An 18,443-nucleotide genomic window follows, 5' to 3' on the forward strand; every position below is an offset into this window, starting at 1 on the left:
GTTTGTGATTCTTCTCCTAAGTGCGATTTTGAGAGCGTTTGCACTCTAAAAAGCCTTTGAAGCGGGAATTATTTTTAACAAACCTACGAGACACGGATTTACTTCTAAAAAGCGCTCATTCAGAGCGCGGGAAAATCGTAAACCCAAAACCAATATCCCATCAAGTGATTCCAAGCTTCAAAAGGCCTTTTCAGGAATGCAAACACTTACAAGAAAACCACCCGGGATAGAATCACAAACTTTGACGGAACTTTGCTCTGCAAAGTTTGTTTGCCAAGCAAAAGTTTGATCAAGGTTGATGAAACTTTGTCCAGCAAATTTTCAAAAGCTTCCTCGGCCAAACTCTGCCCAAACAACGGTTGCTAAAAGAAAAGAGGAGGATTTAAAGCTTGATCGGCGCACCGAATGCTCTGTCACCCGCATCGCCGAGACCGGGCAGGATGTAGCCGTGGTCGTTGAGCTCCCTGTCTATAGCAGCGACAAACATCTCGACCTCGGGATGTGCCTCCTTTATCCTGCTTATCCCCTCGGGCGCTGCCAGAACTCCAACTATGACGTAGCGCTTTGCCTTTCCGTACTTCCTGACCTCCTCCAGAACCCTGATGAGAGTCGAGCCGGTGGCTATCATCGGGTCTGCTATGATGACCGTATCCTCAGGCTTTATCTGCGGCACCTTGACGTATTTCATCTCTATCTCGAACTTTGGAGCTTTTCCTCGGGAAGCAGAGACTATGCCAACCCTTGCGTGATCGAGAACCTTTATGAGGCCCTCCATGAGCGGAATGGCAGCCCTCAAAACAGTTATTATCACCACGTTGCGCCTGTCCTTGACCACAGTTCCGGTGGTTTCTTCAAGCGGCGTCTTTATCGGGACCTTCTTGACCTCCATCGTCTTGGTTATCTCGTAGGCCATGTAGCGGCCGAGCTTCACGAGCCCCTTCCGGAAGGGTATCGGGCCTGTCCTCTCGTCCCTCAGCTCGGTCAGAATCTCCATGATGAAGGGGCTGTCCTCAAATGAATAGACACCTTCCCAGCGTTCGTCCCTCTTCATGATCTCACCAGCAGGGAATTGGGAGAAGGGTTTATCTGCTTTTGGGTGGAAGACCCCCTTCCGGGAGGAGGGGGATGACAGCCCGAAAGTCCTAAATACAGACACACATTAAAAATAATAGATGATCTTCAACGTACTTCACCCAGAAGAACCACCTCAGAGTTGACAAGAAAACCTACAAAATCCTCCGGACGCTAACCCACCTCTCCAAAAGCCTCTACAACATAACCCTTTACATGGTTAAACAACACTACGAGCTGAACGGCACTTTTCTCCCCTATGCGAAAGCCTACCACCTCGTGAAGGACAGCGAGCCTTACAAACTCCTGCCTAGTCAAGCGGCACAGCAAACGATGAAAATCGTTGAGAGGAACTTCCGCTCCTTCTTCCACGTCCTCAACGAGAGAAGAAAGGGAAACTACAACCGCCCGGTAAGACCACCTAAGTATCTCCCTAAAAACGGGCACTTCGTCCTCATCTTTCCCTACCAGTCCTTCAGGGTTAAGGGTGACAGGGCAGTCCTATCCCTCGGCAGGAACTTCGCCAGAAAATACGGGGTTCAACACCTTGAATTCACCCTCCCAAGGAACGTCAGGGGTCATAGGATAAAGGAAGTCCGCATCCTGCCGAGATACAATGCGTTATGGTTCGAAATCGAGTATGTTTACGAGGTTGAGTCCGAGAGGAGGGAGCTGGACTACTCAAAATACCTCGCCATCGATTTGGGGCTTGATAATTTCGCCACCTGCGTTTCCACCACCGGGACGGCCTTCATCATCGAAGGCCGGGGGTTGAAGAGCTTCAACCGGTGGTGGAACAAGGAGAAAGCCCGCCTCCAAAGTCAATACGACAGGCAGGGTGTGAAGTTCGGGAAGAAGATGGCTTGGCTTTTGAGGAAGAGAAGGAACGTGATTAACGACTTTATGAACAAGGCTGTAAGCCACATCGTGAACTACTGCCTTGAGAATGGGATTGGAAACATCGTCGTCGGAGAGTTGAAGAGGATAAAACAGAACGGAAGCCTCGGGAAGAGGAACAACCAGAATTTCCAGTACATTCCGTTCGGCCTTTTCAAGCGGAAGCTGAAAGCCAAGTGCGAGCGTTACGGGATTAACTACGTTGAGGTTGACGAGACCTACACGAGTAAGGCTGACGCTCTCGCTCTGGAGCCGATTGAGAAAAAGGAGAAGTACCTCGGGAGGCGGGTGAAGAGGGGGCTTTTCCAGTCCTCGACTGGGACTCTAATTAATGCTGATGTGAATGGGGCGTTGAATATTTTGAGGAAGGTAGCCGGCGATTCACCCGTTCGGGCGATAGCCGGTAGTGGCCGTGTGAACCGGCCAGTGAGGGTGAGATTGCCCTGGGGCGGTCTCAACCCTCACGAAGCCCCGTCCGTAAGGGTTGGGTAGTTCACTAGCCTTCCGGCTGTTAAGTTTGAGCTTCATCGGACTCTATTTTTGATTTCTCTTCGATTATCCTTCTCATCCATGTGCCCCTCATGAACCATACTAAAGCCACGAGGGCCGCCACAAAGTTGCTCATACCCATGCCGAAAAAGACGCCCGTGCTGCTCATCCCGAACAGCTCGGCGAGGGGTATTCTGAAGGCAAGCCTTCCGATCAGGGGAATGGCAGTGGAGACCGCCAGCACGGGAACATAGCCGAAGGCGTAGCTCAGCGGGATCCTCAGCCCCCAGAGGCGGAATATTCCGAGGAGCATGCTCTTCTTTGTGTGCCCGGCGGAGCTGAATGTCCTGTTAACGACTATGAAGATTCCGTTGAAGAAGGGCACAGATATCAGGAAGTATTCGAGCACTATCCTGCTCTCCTTGATCACAGCGGGGTCGTTCAGAAACACCCTGAATATCGGCACGCGGAAGAGCCCGATTATCAGTATCGCAAGGCTTGCAATGGTGAAGTTCACCAGCATCGTCCTCTCGGCTATTTTCCTGGCTCTCCCGTAGTTCTCGGCGCCGACATTCTGGGCAATCATCGTCCCCATGGCCATGCTGATTCCGCGGGAGATGCTTGTGAGAAAGTTAACCAGCCGGGTGGTTATTATGTACGCAGCATAGGTGACGTCACCAAAGCCGAAGATTATCCTCGTGAGGATTACGAAGCCGAAGCTGTTCGCCGACTGGCCAATGCTCGACGGGAGGCCCACCTTGAATATCCTCTTGTAGAACTCAAAATCCGGTTTGAGGCTCTCAAGGCTGAGGCTCAAGCCAACCCTGTCGGTGAAGAGCAGGTACAGCCCAATGAAAGCTCCCACCGAGTTGGCAAAGACCGTCGCTATGGCCGCCCCGGCGACGCCCAGCTTTGGGAGGCCGAGCCAGCCGAATATTAAAAGAGGATCGAGGACTATGTTTATCGCCACCGTGAGGAGGGTTATCTTGACGGGCGTTTTTGTATCGCCCGTCGCCCTTATGAGCGCCCCGAATGCCATGAATGTAAAGGAGAATGGGATACCGAGGAAGATTATCCTCGCATAGGTGAGAGAATAGGGGTAGACGTTCTCGCTCACCTTCATGAAATGCAGCGCGTACGGTAAAAGCAGTGTCCCGAGTACGGCCGTTGCCGTGGCAAAGAAGAGCATGAGCGAGTAGAGCGCCCCCGCGGAGCGGTTTGCCTTTCCATACTCACCTGCCCCTATATACTGACCAACAAAGGCAAATCCGGCCGTTGTGAAGCCCATCCCGAGCGCCATCAGGGTGCCTATTATTGGCCAGGTAACACCCGGAGCTGAGAGAGCCTCTCTGCCAAGCTTTCCCAGCCAGAAGGTGTCCGTGATGTTGTAGACAACCTGGACTAAGTTATTGACTATAAGCGGCCCTGCCAAGACGAGCAAAGTCTTCTCGATTGGGCCTGTGAGTATCTCCTCACGCATCCGCTGGACTTTTCCGCGTTTCATGAAAATCACGCTAAAACGCCGATCGAAGCGGAACTATAAAAACTTACCCCTCGATTATCCTCCTCATCCAGCTCCCCCTCATGAACCAGGCGAGCGCCACAAGGGCCCCGAGGAAGTTGCTTAAGCCCATTCCCAGCCACATTCCGGCTGTGTCCCTCATGAGGAGGCCCAGCCCATAGCTCATGGGCAGGCGAAGTCCCCAGAGCCTGAGCATTCCCAGCACCATGCCCTTCTTTGTGTGTCCGGAACTCTGGAAAACTCCGTTGACTGCGGAGAATATCCCGAAGAACGGCAGCGATGCGGAGAAGTACCTCACAACCTTGGCGCTCTCCTCTATGATTGCGGCATCTCTGATGAAAAAGCTGAATATCTGAACCCTGAAAAGCGCGAAGAGGAGCGTCCCTGCGCTCAGAATGGCAAAGTTTATCAGCATCGTCTTCTCAGCTATCGTCTTTGCCCTGTTGTAGAGCTTTACGCCCACGTTCTGGCCTATCATCGTTCCCATGGCCATGCTTATTCCGTCCGAGAAGGCAAACATGAAGTTCGTCAGGCGGTTGGTTATCGAGTAGGTTGCGAAGGCCACATCAGCGTTGCCAAACCGGCCGCCGAGGGTGAAGATTATCCTTGCGAGGAATATAAAACCGAGAGCCGTCGTGGAGTAGCCTATGCTCGATGGCAGGCCAACCCTGAAGATTCTTGAATAGAAATGCACCTCGGGTCTGAGGGTTTCCGGCGTGAGGTGTATCCCAACCTTTCCCGTGAAGAGCAGATATCCCCCCACGAGGGAGCCGAGGCTGTTTGAAAGCATCGTCGCAACCGCCGCACCGACGACTCCGAGCCTTGGAAAGCCAAGCCAGCCGAAGATGAAGAACGGGTCAAGGACGAGGTTCAGGAGAACGGTGGCGATGTTTATCTTCACGGGGGTCTTGGTGTCGCCAACGGCCCTCAGGAGAAAGTTGAAGGCAAAGAGCGTAAAGGCAAAGGGTATCCCCGCGAAGATGACACGTGTGTATTTGAGGGCGTAGGGGTAAACGGTGCTGCTAACATTCATGAACCTGAGGAGATAGGGGGCGGAGATGACCCCGAATATCCCAACGCCAACTGCGAATAGCATCATGAGCGAGTAGAGCGCTCCGGCATAGCGGTTTGCCTTTCTGTATTCCCCCGCTCCAACGTACTGGCTAACAAAGGCAAAGCCTGCCGTTGCGAAGCCCATACCGATTGCCATGAAAAACCAGACCAGCGGCCATGCGGTTCCCGGTGCGGAGAGCTCTTCCCTTCCGAGCCTGCCCAGCCAGAAAGTGTCAGTTAGGTTGTAGAGAACCTGGACGAGCTGGTTTATTATGAGGGGATAGGCTAAGATGATGAGGGTTTTCACTATGGGGCCTTCGAGAATCCGGTCGCGCATCTCCTCCAGCTTCATTGAGATGGCTGTCGAAACGTTGGTATAAAAAGCTTATTGTGGATAAAAGAGCCAGCTCAGGGGAGAAGGGTGAAGCTGAAGTTAAGAAAGTGCCTGTCAAAGGTGTATATCTCATCTATTTTCAGCTCCCTCATTTTTAGATATGCAAGGGCGTCGTTTATGCTCACCCTTTTTTCAGACGCTATTAGTGAGGCCTTTAAATAGTCCTCAACCTCAACCGGCAGAACCGTAACGTTCCGGGCGGTCAGTAGTTCCTCCACGAACTCAAGTGCAGTTGTTAAGTTCACTTTTGCCTCTATTATGTTGGCCACTTCGCTTAGATGCACAATCGTTGTAACGACTTCTTCTCCTTCTTCGATCCTCCTGAGGATTTCCTGGGCTTTTTTCTTTCGTTCTATTATTTCTGGACTTAAGTTCGGCTTGGGTTTTAGAAGGGCATATAAGAAGATGTTAGCATCTACAAACCTCATAAAGACACCTCAGTAAAGGCTCTCCAGCAGTTCTTTTTCTAAGTCGGTTCCTTTCACCTCGGCATCGATAATATCAAAGAACCGTGAGAGCCTCGGCTTCTTTCGGGGGATTATCTCAATCCTGTCTTCAAACTCAACGAGAACTACCTCATTTCCCCACCTTTCACGCCAGGATTTTGGTATTACCAATCTACCTTGGGCATCAATCCTTTTTACTTCCACAGCTGTCATTGTATCACCATTAAATAATGTGTGCTGGGATTAAATAAGGTTTTTGGAGTTACGGGTTTGATTTCAAAAACGAAGAGAAAAAGGGAGGGAACTCACTCAAAAAGGGCCTTCCTTGCGGCCTCAAGCCTGAGCTTGGCCTCTTCCCTGGCGATGGTCTTCCTGACGAGCTCCACCGCGTCCGGGTTGGCGCTGACGCTGTCAATGCCGAGCCTGACGAGGAGCTTGACCATCTTCGGGTCGCTGCCAGCCTGACCGCAGATGCTGGTCTCGACGCCGTGCTTCTTGCAGACCTTGATGACGTTCTCGATGAGCTTGAGCACTGCCGGGTGCTTCTCGTCGTAGAGCCTGAAGACCCTCTCGTTGTCCCTGTCGATGGCGAGGGTGTACTGGGTGAGGTCGTTGGTACCGAAGCTTATGAAGTCGATGCCCTCCTTGATGAGGTCCTCTATGATGAGGGCTGAAGCGGGAGTTTCGACCATGACGCCCCACTCGACGTCCCTGTGCGGCACGAGGCCGACTGAGAGGGCTATCTCCTTGGCCTTCCTGATCTGCTCTGGGTGGCTGACGAGCGGGAGCATGACACCGATGTTGTCGTAGCCCTCCTCGACGAGCCTCTTGATGGCCTTGAACTCGGCCTTAAGAAGCTCCGGCTGGTCAAGGCCTCTCCTGATACCCCTCCATCCGAGCATCGGGTTCCTCTCGTCCGGCTCTTCCTCTCCACCCGGAAGCTCGCGGAACTCGTTTGTCGGGGCGTCAAGGGTTCTGTACCAGACGCGCCTCGGGTAGAAGGCCTCAACAACTTTTCTGATACCCTCGACGAGCTTGTTGACGAGCTCCTCCTCCTTGCCCTCCCTGATGAACTTGATCGGGTGGGCACCTATGCCGAGGATCATGTGCTCTGCCCTGAGAAGACCGACACCGTCGGCACCGGTGGCTGCTGCTCTCTCGGCAACCTCGGGCATTGAGACGTTGACCTTGACCTCTGTGGCTGTAACGAGCGGAGCACCGGCAACGACGACCTGTCCTGCGGCTTTCTCTTCCTCCTCCTTCTTGACGAGGCTCTTGACTATGCCCTCGTAGACGACACCCCTGGTACCGTCGACGGTGATGAGCATGCCGTCCTTGAGAACCTTGGTGGCGACCTTGGCACCCACGACCGTGGGGATTCCGAGCTCTCTTCCGACAATTGCGGCGTGGCAGGTTCTTCCGCCCTCATCGGTGACGATAGCGGAAGCCCTCTTCATTGCCGGAACCATGTCCGGGTTGGTCATGGTCGTTACGAGGACGTCTCCCTCTTTGACCTTGTCGATCTCGCTAACATCGAGGAGTATGACAACCCTGCCGGCACCAACGCCGGGTGAGGCTCCAAGACCCTTGAGAAGGACTTTCATTTCCTCTGTCATCTCAGCCTCCTCCGTCTTGACCTCTTCCTTGAGGGTTGTTATCGGCCTGCTCTGAACGATGTAGAGCTTGCCGTCGTCCTTGTCGTAGGCCCACTCGATATCCTGCGGCCAGCCGTAGTGCTCCTCAATCTTGGCGCCCATCTTGGCGACCTCGATGATCTGCTCCTCGGTGAGAACCTGCTTCTCAACCCACTCTGGACCGAGGTGATCTGCCACCTTGACGAGAACGGTTCCCTTGCCTGTTTCAGGGTTTCTGACGTACATGACTTCCTTTCTGGCGATGTATTTCTCCTTTATCTCCCATGTTCCCTTCTTGACTATATACTCATCAGGTGAAACCGCACCGCTAACGACGGCCTCACCGAGTCCCCAGGCGGCGTTGATCATAATCTCGCTCCTGTCGTTGGTGACCGGGTTTGCCGTGAACATGACACCGCTTGTCTCACTGTTGACCATCTTCTGGACAACGGCTGAGAGGTAGACCCTCGTGTGGTCGAAGCCCTGCTTTGCCCTGTAGAATGTGGCCCTTGCAGTCCAGAGTGATGCCCAGCACTTCTGGACGTTCTTGAGGACGTCCTCATCGCCATAGACATCGAGGTAGGTCTCCTGCTGGCCTGCAAAGCTTGCATCGGGGAGATCCTCAGCTGTGGCTGAAGAGCGAACCGCAACATAAACCGCATCCTTGTTGAACCTCTGGCTGAGCTTGTGGTATGCCTCAAGTATCTCCTCGGCGATCTCCTTCGGCATGTCCATTGAGATTATCTTCTCCCTTATCTTTGCCGTGTTCTCAAGCAGCTCCTTTGAGTCATCAACGTTTGTCCTGCTGACGACGTCCATAATCCATTCCTGAAGCGTCCTTCCGTCCTCAACCCTGACGTTCTCAACGAAGTACTTGTATGCCTCCGCCGTGACACAGAATCCCGGTGGAACGGGAATTCCCATCTGTGTCATTTCTCCAAGGTTTGCACCCTTTCCTCCCACGAGGGGCACATCTTCCTTCTTGAGCTCCTCAAACCATTTTATAAACTTGTATTCACCCATCTCAATCCCTCCTTTTTAGAATGAATAACCGGTGGTGATATACGGGGACTCCTATTTAAAATTAACTATCCAGATGTGTTCTCTGGGGCACAGGAATGAAAAAAAGGGTGAATGTGTGCATCCGGCAATTTTCAGGTCAGATAGGTCAGCTGAAATCCGGAAGCGGGTGCTGCTCCAGCATGCTGTTTAGAACCTGCACTGCCCTGTCTTCCCCGTATATGTATGTGAGTATTCTGTAAATGTCAATTACCGCCTGCAGGGGGTGCTGCTCCTTTGAGGGATTGAATGTACCTGTTATTAGCCTGAAAACCTTGTCCTCCATCCCCGACATTCCGGCGATGTGATATATCATGAGGGCCTTAGCATAGGTTGAACGGGAGTAGCCGTATTCAACCTTCTCGCCCTTAAATTTGCCGTCTTCGTTTTCCTGCCCCTTCAGCCATTCAGCGGCCTTCTTCACCGCCTCCAGAACCGTCTCATTGCCCGTCAGCTGATAGTATCTGGCAAGGCTTGAGGCTATTGCCGTTGTCGTTCCGAGGTTCTCGTTCCAGCTACCGTCTCCCTTCTGCTCGTCGAGTATCTTCTTCAGGATGTTCCTCCCGGTCGTTTTGTTGAGCACTCCCAGCTCCCTGTAAATGGGCAGCATCAGCGCATCCGTAACGAGCCCTCCCCGCTTATCCTTCGGAGTCGTCATTATGAAGTCACTCCTCTCCCTCCGCTTCAGCAGATTGAGTGCCTTTCCCCTGCCGGCAAAGGACATGTTTCCAAGAGGCTCCAGCGTGTATGCAGTGTAGAGTGTGAAGTCGTTGGGCGGGACTCCCGCGGGGAATGCTCCATCATTCATCTGCTTGTAGGACAGCCACCTGAGAAGCCACTCTGCCCTCTCCCTGAATCTTTCATCACCGGTCTTCCTGTAGAGCTGAAGGTAAATCCTCACTATCCACGCATTCAGGTCAAAGTATGCCTTGTATCTGTCATCAAAGTCAGCGTAGTTGTAGCCTGTCCAGAACTTCTCAAGATAGCCAACCAGAGGGGCATATTTGCCAGTGTAATTCAGCGGGTTCAAATCCCACGGCTGGAGCTGTGGATTCGGAATAAAACGATATATTTCCGCATTCCCGTTGCAGAACTCCAGCTTAAAGTGTGTGTCGTATGGAGCATACTCCATCAGCCCGTATTTTATCAGCCCGTAGCTCCGGCGTTTTTTGTCGACGAAGACGTAGCTCACATTGTAAAGCTTCATGAGATAGTATGCCCTCTCCCTCTGGTTGGAGCTGAACATGACAACATGATCCCCGTAGGCTTTAATGGCTTCCTTGGGTGTTGGTGCTTTTTCAAAGAAGCCCTGATAGACCTTCTTCCATATGACGATGTCCTTTCTGTGGGTGTTGCCTATCAGAAGATACCCCATATCCCACCACACAAGAAACACCGCATTCTGGGGCGTGTTCTCTTTAATCCACTCATAGGCCTCCCTGTCCGTGACGGAGGGAGGTGTTATGTATTTTGCAGCTCCGTAAGCACCCTGGGCAACAGGAATTAGGAGTAGGGCGATTATCAGTGCCGTCTGTACATACCGGCTCATAACGATTCTCTTTATTGCAGATGCACCGAAACCCCGGATGCCCTCCACCACAAGCCTGGCAGCATGCCCCATGTTGGGGACAACCTTTTCAACAACAAACTCGGCAGCCATGGCGGATAGGGGGATGGCCGCATAGGGGTCTCTGAACCTGAATGAGATGCCGCCCCAGAGCAGGAATGCCCATGCCCAGAGAGCAAAGCCCCGGCGGATTGAATCCCTCTCAAAGTACATCCTGGTGGCGAGAACCCCGAAGACGAGCTGAATCACACCGACCCACTTGAAGTAACCGAGGAAGCTAACCTCGCTTTTTTGCATCCTCAGGAAGAAATCGCTGACCAGAGAGTGCACGAAATCCACCTTCACGTATATCATGTATACAAGGATGACCGCCGCAATTACGTACTGGAGGTTTTTCCTGAGCACGGGCCAGAGCACCGAAGCAATTATTATCACGGAGGCGATTGCAAAGAAGACCCATCCTCTGTGGGTGAAGGTATAAACGGTGAAGACGGCTGCGAGGATTATCAAATCGAAAACCCTCCTGTGTCTGAGGAAGCGAACCAGGAAAAGCATGCTGAATGAGAAGAGGACGAGTCCGAGGTTTTCGGGAATGAAGAGGCTCGTCCTGTAGATGAAATTGGGGGCAAATGCAAGAAAAACTGTGGCCAGAAATGCCTTTCTCCTGTCCTGAATCAGCTCATTAAAGAGCAGGTAGAAGCCGAAAACCGCTATGGTGCCATACACCGCCGGCAGTATCAGGAACACATAGTTCGACGGGAATGCCCTGTAGACCAATGCCCCGATAATGTGAAACATCGGGGGATAGCTGTATGCTCTGAGTCCGAGGAGGGAAAGTATGTCATGCGAGACCGAACCAAGTCCCTCCCTCACGAGCCTCAGGGTTATTGCCCTGTGGAGGTATTCGTCGTATGTCGCTAGGAGCAGAGTCCTGTGTGGAATCAGCCTCAGAAGAAAGGATACTGTAAGAAGGACTGGCAGATATGTTCTCTCTCTTGCTCTCATGAGTTAAGCACCCCTCAAATCTTTATCTTTATAACCTGTAACTCCCAAGCTTAATTTGGTGGTAATGTGAAGGGGTTAAAAATTTTTAGCCTGGCTTTTTTCAGCTACCTGACCCTTGCTCTCTATTCCAACTATTTTGATAAAAACCTCCGCAATCTGATTTATGCAAAGGGGTTCTCCTCGTCCATGCTTCTGATGGGCACCGTTTTTTCGCTCCTTTTCTTCTCCTTCATGGCTCTCGGTTATATTAAACCCTTAAAGCTCAATGACAGGATTCTTGCATTGTCTATTCTGCTTCTCTCCCTCTTTGAGCTCCCGTGGGCACCAATCGCTGCCGCCGTGCTTGTAGCCACCTACCTGTTCAGGCTGAAACCTTCAGAATTCCACGCAAAAATTTCACTCCTTTCTGCATTTGTAACCCTGCTAACCCTTTATTCCGTGGGCGGCGTACCCCTGCTGAATCCCGCCCTCAGATACCGCTTCGTCGGATTTCTCGTCATGGCAGCATTTTTCGGGCTTGTGGCCATAATCTATTTAAAAACATCCATCAAGGTTAAAACCCTTCTCCTCATACTTCTCGAGGTGCTTCTGTTCTTGGGAACTTTCCGCTCCCTGATGATACTGATATTCATGGGGTATCTCTTTGACCTCTATTTCGAAGGGGTGCTGCGGCTGGATGTGCGCTTATCCCTCAGCCTCCTGACCGTGGCCGCCTCGATTCTCTACCTGAGCCACGGACTTGAACACCTGATGGTCAGAATTGGGTTCACATTTCTGGTGTTTCACAACATAGTCCGGCTCTCACTCCCCCTGGGCCTCTTTCACGGAAGTCTGATTATGAGCGATAATCCCCGCCACCTTGTTGGGGAGCTCTTCGGTGCAAAAACGAACTACACCTACTTCCTCTTCGGACAGCCAATAGCGGATTTTGGAGTCCTTGGGGTTGCTGAAGCCTATCTTTTTGGAGTTTTCCTGAGGTGTGCGGAGGAGAATCCGAAAACCTCTGCCCTTGTGCTCTCCCTCCTGATATATACCATTGAGACAGGCATGGATGCGTTTACCCTGCTGCTGATACTTTCAGCCCTGCTTTTTAGAAACATTGAGTGATTTAAGTTTTAAGTTTTATTTGGATTACCCTCCTATAATATACATTCATGTTCGATATGGAACGCCACTACTCATGATAATGCATTCAAATTAGAATTACTACCCCAATGAACGAAATATTTATATCCATGTATCCTCTAGCATAAGTGAGTACCAACAATTTGGAGGTGTCAGGATGAATAAAAAAGCATTGAGCCTTTTGGTGGCGTTTTTGATGATTATATCACTAGCGCCAATAGCCCTACCACCTGTGGGCGCCGAGACTTCATCCACTAACATTCCAGCCACCGTTGCAGTATCGAAGGTGAATCTAAGGAACACCTATGCAGAGAATCAGATTCCAGCAAAAGAGAAAATTGAACCTATCCTCTTTGATATCTTAAATGGAAAAACTTCAAAGAATGTCATGGAAATCGATGGTCAGAAGTTTGTAATGATACATATAGTGGCAAAAGAGGACATATCCAAGAAGCTAAGAGGAATCAAAATTGTGGGTAAAACAAAAATTCTGGGAGATATCTTCTACATGGCAATGCTTCCAGTTAAAAAGGAGAGTATTCCAGTACTGATAAAAATTGCCTCTATTCCACAGGTAGAAAGTGTAACAAGAATCAACCCCGTAGAGCCAATTGGCATTAAAAAAGACGTCGGAGACAAATCTTCAGTGGAAAAAATAACCCTGCCCCATTCGAAATTTGCCGGAAGGATTAGGAATTGGAAGCCAAAAGGCTCCCTTGATGGAAAGAAGATACTTCTATTTAAAGACATGCTGTCAGGTAAGCTCAAAGAGCTTCAGGAAAACAGCCCTGCCAGAAAAGGAGAGGTAACCATCAGCAAACCAGAGATGAAATCTAAACCGACTCCCGAACCGCAGGATTACTTTGCGATTTATCACCACGGCTCCTGGAATACTTGGTTCAACCTTGGCGTAACAGGCTCCGGTGTCAAGGTGGCGGTTATTGACAGCGGTGTCGACTTTGGCAACCCCGACCTTCAGGATGCATACGCAGTAGACACGAATCCGAACTCACCCTATTACGGATGGCCAATTGCCTTTGACGATAATTCAATGTTAGCATACCTAATGAAGGGATACACGTTTGCGGATTTTGCAACATTTACAGGATATCTATACTCATGGTATGCAAACACGAGCTATGATATACAGCCCTATCTGTTAGCGGGATACTTCGGAATTGGATACAAAGGGAATTACACAACGGTCTTCACGAGCATGAGCCTTGCAAATGTTCCGGATGACAATGAAAGAACAACCCTCGTCAATGACACCCTGAACTGGATTGGCAATGTCACTAACGTTCTTCTCGTTGATGACGATGGAGGGGACTCCCTTGAGACATTCTACATAAAGGCCCTTAATGCAATTGGAGCCAATTACACCTACTATGAGGTACCAAACGAAACTGCAAATGGACCAAATGTCACTGTGCTTAGCAACTACAGTCTTGTCATATGGTTCACCGGTGCAGCTGACAACAACACCCTCACAGTTTCAGATGTTGGAAACCTCACGGAATACCTCAAAAATGGTGGAAAGCTCTGGCTTATAAGCCCAGACTATCTGGAAGATGGTGGACTTGACAACACCACAATCAAGTACAACTTCACGGTAGATTATCTCCATGTGAATGCAAGCGCTGTAATGGAAGACTTCCCGGTTCCCACGGTGATTTATGACTATTCAGGCAATGCGTTCTATGGCGGAGAGGTTTACTGGGGACTCTATGAGAGCCCAACCGATATGAATGCTGACTATATACACCCTGATGCCAATGCAACCCCGCTTATTGTGGGCTACACAGCATACGCTTACGATCCAGCACTCCACGGTATATACATAGATATAAAGCTGCCCCTCAACAAGTCCCTTGAGGTTCCAACAGTCAGCGGCACAATGAAGATTGGTCTCCACCCTGATCTGGCCCTCTGGGCCTACTGGTACGGAGGATTCATCCTTGTTACAGACCCAAATGCCAACCAGACATATGATACAGTCTACGCTGACATAGCACCCGCAACTGTGATAGACTTCAACAAGGATGTGGGGCACACAAAGAACAACCCTGTAATCCAGCTCGACTTCTGGAATACCTTCACTAACTGGTTCGGTCAGGATGGCTATGCAGATCTTTCAGGAGGATTAATATACTTCATAGCCGATGGTCAGACCCCAATTCCATACTCACAGAAAGTCGCAGCCAGATGGGGACTGCCCCTTAGAATTCCTGAAAACGGAGGACTCGTTGCGTTTATGATAGGAACCCTCCTCACTGGCGGAGGGGATCACGGAACATTATGTGCTGCTGCTGTGGCAGCGAGAGGAAGAACATTCTATGGACTCACCTATGGAAACGCAATTGGAGCAAAGATAATTCCCGAAGGCTCCCTCTACCAGGGTGGAAGCTGGATTGACTATGTCTTCTTCGCAGTTGAGGGTTACGATGGAATGCCAGGAACGGGAGATGAGGCACAGATAGTTAGCAACAGCTACGGCATCTCCTCGATTATAAACAAAGGATACACGTGGGAGGACAGGTTCCTTTACTACATTACGCGCATATACGCTCCCACATCAACGTTCTTCTTTGCCGCCGGAAACGGAGGGCCCGGATATGGTACGGTTACAAGTGATGGTGCATCTCCCTTCGTTATAACCGTCGGAGCTTCCGTTGAGTGGGGATACAGAGGGCTCTTTGGTTATGACAACGGCCCATGGAGCATGGAGCTTGCAAACTATGGCGATGTCGCGGACTTCTCCAACAGGGGGCCGAATGCCCTCGGACAACCGGATCCGGATGTCCTCGCTGTTGGTGAGTTCGCCCTTGGAAGCGAACCTGTCAATATGTACGGAGATGGGTTCTGGGCGAGCGATCTCTGGGCAGGAACAAGTTTAGCAACCCCGATGGCAGCAGGCATAGCTGCACTCGTCTATGAAGGATATTACGAGACTCATGGAACATGGCCAACTTCACAGGAGGTTAGGGAGATCCTCATGAGCACCGCAAAGAACGTCGACCATGATGTCTTCAGCCAGGGTGCGGGATTCCTCAACTCATACAGGGCTGTTGAGGCCGCCATGCATATAGATGGAATTGTAGTATCTCCATCAAGCTGGCAGGCAGGAACCACTCACTATGAGGGACTTGCAAATGTGCTCTACCCCGGAGAGAGCGACACACAGGTCTTTGAAGTCAAAAACATGAACCAGACCTCGGCCAAAGAGGTCAACATATCTGCTGAGGTCTTCAAGAAGATAGGAGAGGTCGAATTTGATGTCGTTGGAAATTCATGGTACTTCTACCCAATCGGGAGCTTAATACCCAACGGGACCGACCTGATGAAAGTGACCCTCTATGTCAACTACACATACTTCGACAACGGCACTGACTACTCAGCAGACGCATACCCGTTCTTCAGGGTTTACGACGTTACTTATGTCTATGATCCGGATACAAACTCCACTACCCCAACTTTCAATCTGCTTCAGCAGTCTGCAAAGGAGGGTACGGTTGCATCCGCGATGATAGGCGATCCGCTGAAGAAAATGCACGATGACATGTGGATACAGATCAGGGACATCCTGAGATACTATGGAAAAACAGAAACATACCCAGCAAAAGTCAAGCTCGAGTTCTATAGGAGAGTGCCGTGGAGCTGGGTTAGCGTTAACACAAGCACCCTGAATATCTCAGCAAATGGAAGTGCCACCTTCAGCGCAACACTGAGCGTTCCGGATAATGCCCAATATGGTGTGTATGAGGGGGCTATATACATGAAGCATGATGGCGTTGAAACAACAATCCCGATCAGTGTTGTTGTTGCCTCACCAACACCGAATTTTGGATTTGGAGGCAACACAAACGCAACGGGTCTGTATGATAACAGCAACGTCTATGGTTATATGGACTGGGAATGGAGATACGAGAGCGGGGACTGGAGACTGTTCTACTTCAACGTGCCGGAAGTGAAGGACGGAACCTACCTGCTAACTGACGTGGCATGGGACGGCACGATAACTGATATCAACCTGCATCTGCTCGCCCCATCGGTTGATCAGTGGAGTCTCATGTTCCCGGATGTCATGGGGCCATATCATCTCACCGAAATTGCAAGGAGCGATGACGGCTATGTAACCGCAGGGATATTCAAATACCAGACATCAAGCGGTGGCAACGAGGAGCTCATAGCAGGCAGAGCGGTGCCAGGTTTGAATGCTCTGTGGCTTCACAATGTTGTCTTTGATGGAAACGCCAGCTACAGGACGTTCTATGGAAATGTTGGGCTTGCAAGGATGTACCCGGAGAGGTGGGTTGGAGTCTTAGCATCCCAGACCGGGGAAAAGACATTCACCCTCAATCTTCCGGAGTGGGCAGGGGAGCCTCAAGTCGCCGCCTTTGGATTCAGCACTCCGATTATATACAGAAATGTCATGGCACCGCCAACGGATGAGTCGGACTTCTACACGGTCAATGTCACGAATTCGCCGATACTTGATGTCAACCTGAACAGCATCTACGATGACCTCGTGGGACTTGATCTTGACCTCTACGTATACTACAACCAGAGCGGAACATTAATTCTTGTTGGAGCATCATACACTTCAACATCAGACGAGAGAGTTACAATCAAATTCCCAACTCCAGGTCAGTACGTGATTGAAGTCAATGCGTACAATAACCCTGCACCCGGAACCGCAACATACAACCTTGAGATAACAACGATACAGGGTAATGAGCTTCAGGTGGCCAACATAACCCAAGAAAACGGAGAGTACAAGATTAAAGTTGCATACAATCTGACCCCAGAGCACATGAGCACCACGGAGCCTCTTCAGGGAATAATCATCATGGGAACCTCCAAGAACCCAATGCTCTTCCAGATTCCGGTGACCCTGTCCCCATCACCATACGACATTTCAATAGATGCAGTTAACACGACGGGAATACCTGAAGTAGGGGGAACATACAACGTGACCCTTTACATAACGAACCATGGACCATACAATGCTACAGGAGTTAAGGTGGAACTATACAGGGATGGAGCTCCGGTTGAGGTTATCGGCAAAACAATTTCCCAGTTGAATGCCAGTGAAACCTATGAGGTCAACCTGACAATACCCATTGTAGATGATGCCATCCACACATATAAGATTGTCGTAGAAGCCAGTGGAGATGTAAATACTGAAAACAACTGTTTCATTGTGCGCGTTAGACCAGAACAGCCAGTTGAAACTGCAAAACTCATGGAGAGCATTGGTTATGCTAAAGTAACAAACGTAACGATATCAACAGGTGCAACCATAGCGGAGTTTGCCACCGAGCAGCAGGGAGCCCTTGTAACAATGTATGCCCATGTGCCGCTGAACAGAACATTCTACTCTGTAAGCTTAACAAACGGAGAGATTTACTCCTATGGCTTCCTCTCAGACAATGTCACCATGAAGATTATTGCCAAGGTGTACAATGGCTCTAAGCTGATGGTCGCTTACGGCACAGAGGAAGAATCACCGGTTAATTCAGAAACCATCCAGCAACTTGAAGAACAGGGAATAACAGCACCAGTGTTTGTTGGAGAAACCGAAGGAGGAACAGCAAATATTGAAGAGGCCACAAATATAACCTCAGATACACAAGCTCAGATTACTGTGAAACTCCAAGGAACACACAAGGCCATAACAACTCTCTATGTAATCCTTCCAAAGGATATAGTTAAATATTCGGTCAAGGCAATTGATGCGGACGTGATAAGCACAGAGCTCACACAGTATGATACATACAGCCTCCTGACTGTTAAGGTACAGCTTCACTCACCGGGAGAGGTCTACATTGAGTACCTCACACCTTCAATAATAAAGGCCAGGGTCTCTCTGCTCAACTATGTGTTCTATATGAAGTACATCGGCAGGATGCAGCTGTTTGAGAAGCTCTACAAGAAAGCACTGTCATCAAACGTCAGCAACACGACAATACAAGAAGCCCTTAAATACAGAGATAAAGCAGTTAGCCTCTATGAAAAAGTGGCAATTCATGGAGTGTTCGCTGATACAAAAGGCTTCATTTACTTGAGACGTGCATATTTGGACATGGACAGAGCCTGCAAGATACTTGAAAAAGCCCTCAAAGGCTGAAGTTTATTTTCTTTCTTTTCTTTTTTTTTGTTATTCCCCTATTTCTCAAAG

Annotated in this window: 9 protein-coding genes and 1 pseudogene; 3 read left to right on the forward strand and 7 right to left on the reverse strand. The window is 50.2% G+C overall.

The genetic code is table 11. From position 1 onward, the window contains the following. Nucleotides 1–382: 382 nt before the first annotated feature. The gene (gene upp, locus ACYQ27_RS08280) at nucleotides 383–1,051 is read right to left on the reverse strand and encodes a uracil phosphoribosyltransferase (RefSeq protein WP_460041459.1); all 669 of its coding nucleotides are present in this window, start codon (nucleotides 1,049–1,051) and stop codon (nucleotides 383–385) included. Nucleotides 1,052–1,209: 158 nt separating this feature from the next. Between upp and ACYQ27_RS08285 the strand changes: the two are divergent. Then, nucleotides 1,210–2,460: pseudogene (locus ACYQ27_RS08285) on the forward strand (RNA-guided endonuclease InsQ/TnpB family protein); the annotation flags it as partial. A 19-nt stretch (nucleotides 2,461–2,479) separates the two neighbouring features. On the opposite strand, the gene ACYQ27_RS08290 reads toward ACYQ27_RS08285, so the two are convergent. The 6 genes from ACYQ27_RS08290 to ACYQ27_RS08315 form a co-directional block, all read right to left on the reverse strand. Further along, nucleotides 2,480–3,961 (reverse strand): MATE family efflux transporter, encoded by a 1,482-nt coding sequence (locus ACYQ27_RS08290; protein ID WP_456453898.1) that lies wholly within the window; start codon nucleotides 3,959–3,961, stop codon nucleotides 2,480–2,482. Between the two features lie 43 nt (nucleotides 3,962–4,004). Next, nucleotides 4,005–5,384, reverse strand: a complete 1,380-nt coding sequence (locus ACYQ27_RS08295; RefSeq protein ID WP_460041460.1) for an MATE family efflux transporter — start codon at nucleotides 5,382–5,384, stop codon at nucleotides 4,005–4,007. A 56-nt stretch (nucleotides 5,385–5,440) separates the two neighbouring features. Then, entirely contained in the window at nucleotides 5,441–5,854 is a 414-nt protein-coding gene (locus ACYQ27_RS08300; RefSeq protein WP_456453894.1) for a type II toxin-antitoxin system VapC family toxin, read from the reverse strand. 9 nt (nucleotides 5,855–5,863) lie between these two features. Further along, nucleotides 5,864–6,085 carry an AbrB/MazE/SpoVT family DNA-binding domain-containing protein gene (locus tag ACYQ27_RS08305; RefSeq protein ID WP_460041461.1) on the reverse strand — a complete coding sequence of 74 codons (222 nt, stop codon included), beginning with the start codon at nucleotides 6,083–6,085 and terminating at the stop codon, nucleotides 5,864–5,866. A 92-nt stretch (nucleotides 6,086–6,177) separates the two neighbouring features. Continuing rightward, nucleotides 6,178–8,529 (reverse strand): phosphoenolpyruvate synthase, encoded by a 2,352-nt coding sequence (gene ppsA / locus ACYQ27_RS08310; RefSeq protein WP_456394641.1) that lies wholly within the window; start codon nucleotides 8,527–8,529, stop codon nucleotides 6,178–6,180. Nucleotides 8,530–8,674: 145 nt separating this feature from the next. Then, complete coding sequence (locus tag ACYQ27_RS08315) at nucleotides 8,675–11,137, reverse strand: glycosyltransferase family 39 protein (protein WP_460041462.1); 2,463 nt, start codon at nucleotides 11,135–11,137, stop codon at nucleotides 8,675–8,677. A 66-nt stretch (nucleotides 11,138–11,203) separates the two neighbouring features. On the opposite strand from ACYQ27_RS08315, the gene ACYQ27_RS08320 reads away from it, so the two are divergent. Both ACYQ27_RS08320 and ACYQ27_RS08325 read left to right on the forward strand, forming a co-directional pair. Then, nucleotides 11,204–12,244, forward strand: a complete 1,041-nt coding sequence (locus ACYQ27_RS08320; RefSeq protein WP_460041463.1) for a hypothetical protein — start codon at nucleotides 11,204–11,206, stop codon at nucleotides 12,242–12,244. 175 nt (nucleotides 12,245–12,419) lie between these two features. Next, nucleotides 12,420–18,392 (forward strand): S8 family serine peptidase, encoded by a 5,973-nt coding sequence (locus ACYQ27_RS08325; RefSeq protein ID WP_460041464.1) that lies wholly within the window; start codon nucleotides 12,420–12,422, stop codon nucleotides 18,390–18,392. The last annotated feature ends 51 nt before the right edge of the window (nucleotides 18,393–18,443 follow it).

The organism is Thermococcus atlanticus, from assembly GCF_054657855.1.

Excerpts from the sequence above, each read along its gene's own strand:
- ACYQ27_RS08290 (WP_456453898.1), bottom strand. The coding sequence starts at position 3,961 with ATGAAACGCGGAAAAGTCCAGCGGATGCGTGAGGAGATACTCACAGGC.
- ACYQ27_RS08305 (WP_460041461.1), bottom strand. The coding sequence starts at position 6,085 with ATGACAGCTGTGGAAGTAAAAAGGATTGATGCCCAAGGTAGATTGGTA.
- ppsA (WP_456394641.1), bottom strand. The coding sequence starts at position 8,529 with ATGGGTGAATACAAGTTTATAAAATGGTTTGAGGAGCTCAAGAAGGAA.
- upp (WP_460041459.1), bottom strand. The coding sequence starts at position 1,051 with ATGAAGAGGGACGAACGCTGGGAAGGTGTCTATTCATTTGAGGACAGC.
- ACYQ27_RS08325 (WP_460041464.1), top strand. The coding sequence starts at position 12,420 with ATGAATAAAAAAGCATTGAGCCTTTTGGTGGCGTTTTTGATGATTATA.
- ACYQ27_RS08315 (WP_460041462.1), bottom strand. The coding sequence starts at position 11,137 with ATGAGAGCAAGAGAGAGAACATATCTGCCAGTCCTTCTTACAGTATCC.
- ACYQ27_RS08295 (WP_460041460.1), bottom strand. The coding sequence starts at position 5,384 with ATGAAGCTGGAGGAGATGCGCGACCGGATTCTCGAAGGCCCCATAGTG.
- ACYQ27_RS08300 (WP_456453894.1), bottom strand. The coding sequence starts at position 5,854 with ATGAGGTTTGTAGATGCTAACATCTTCTTATATGCCCTTCTAAAACCC.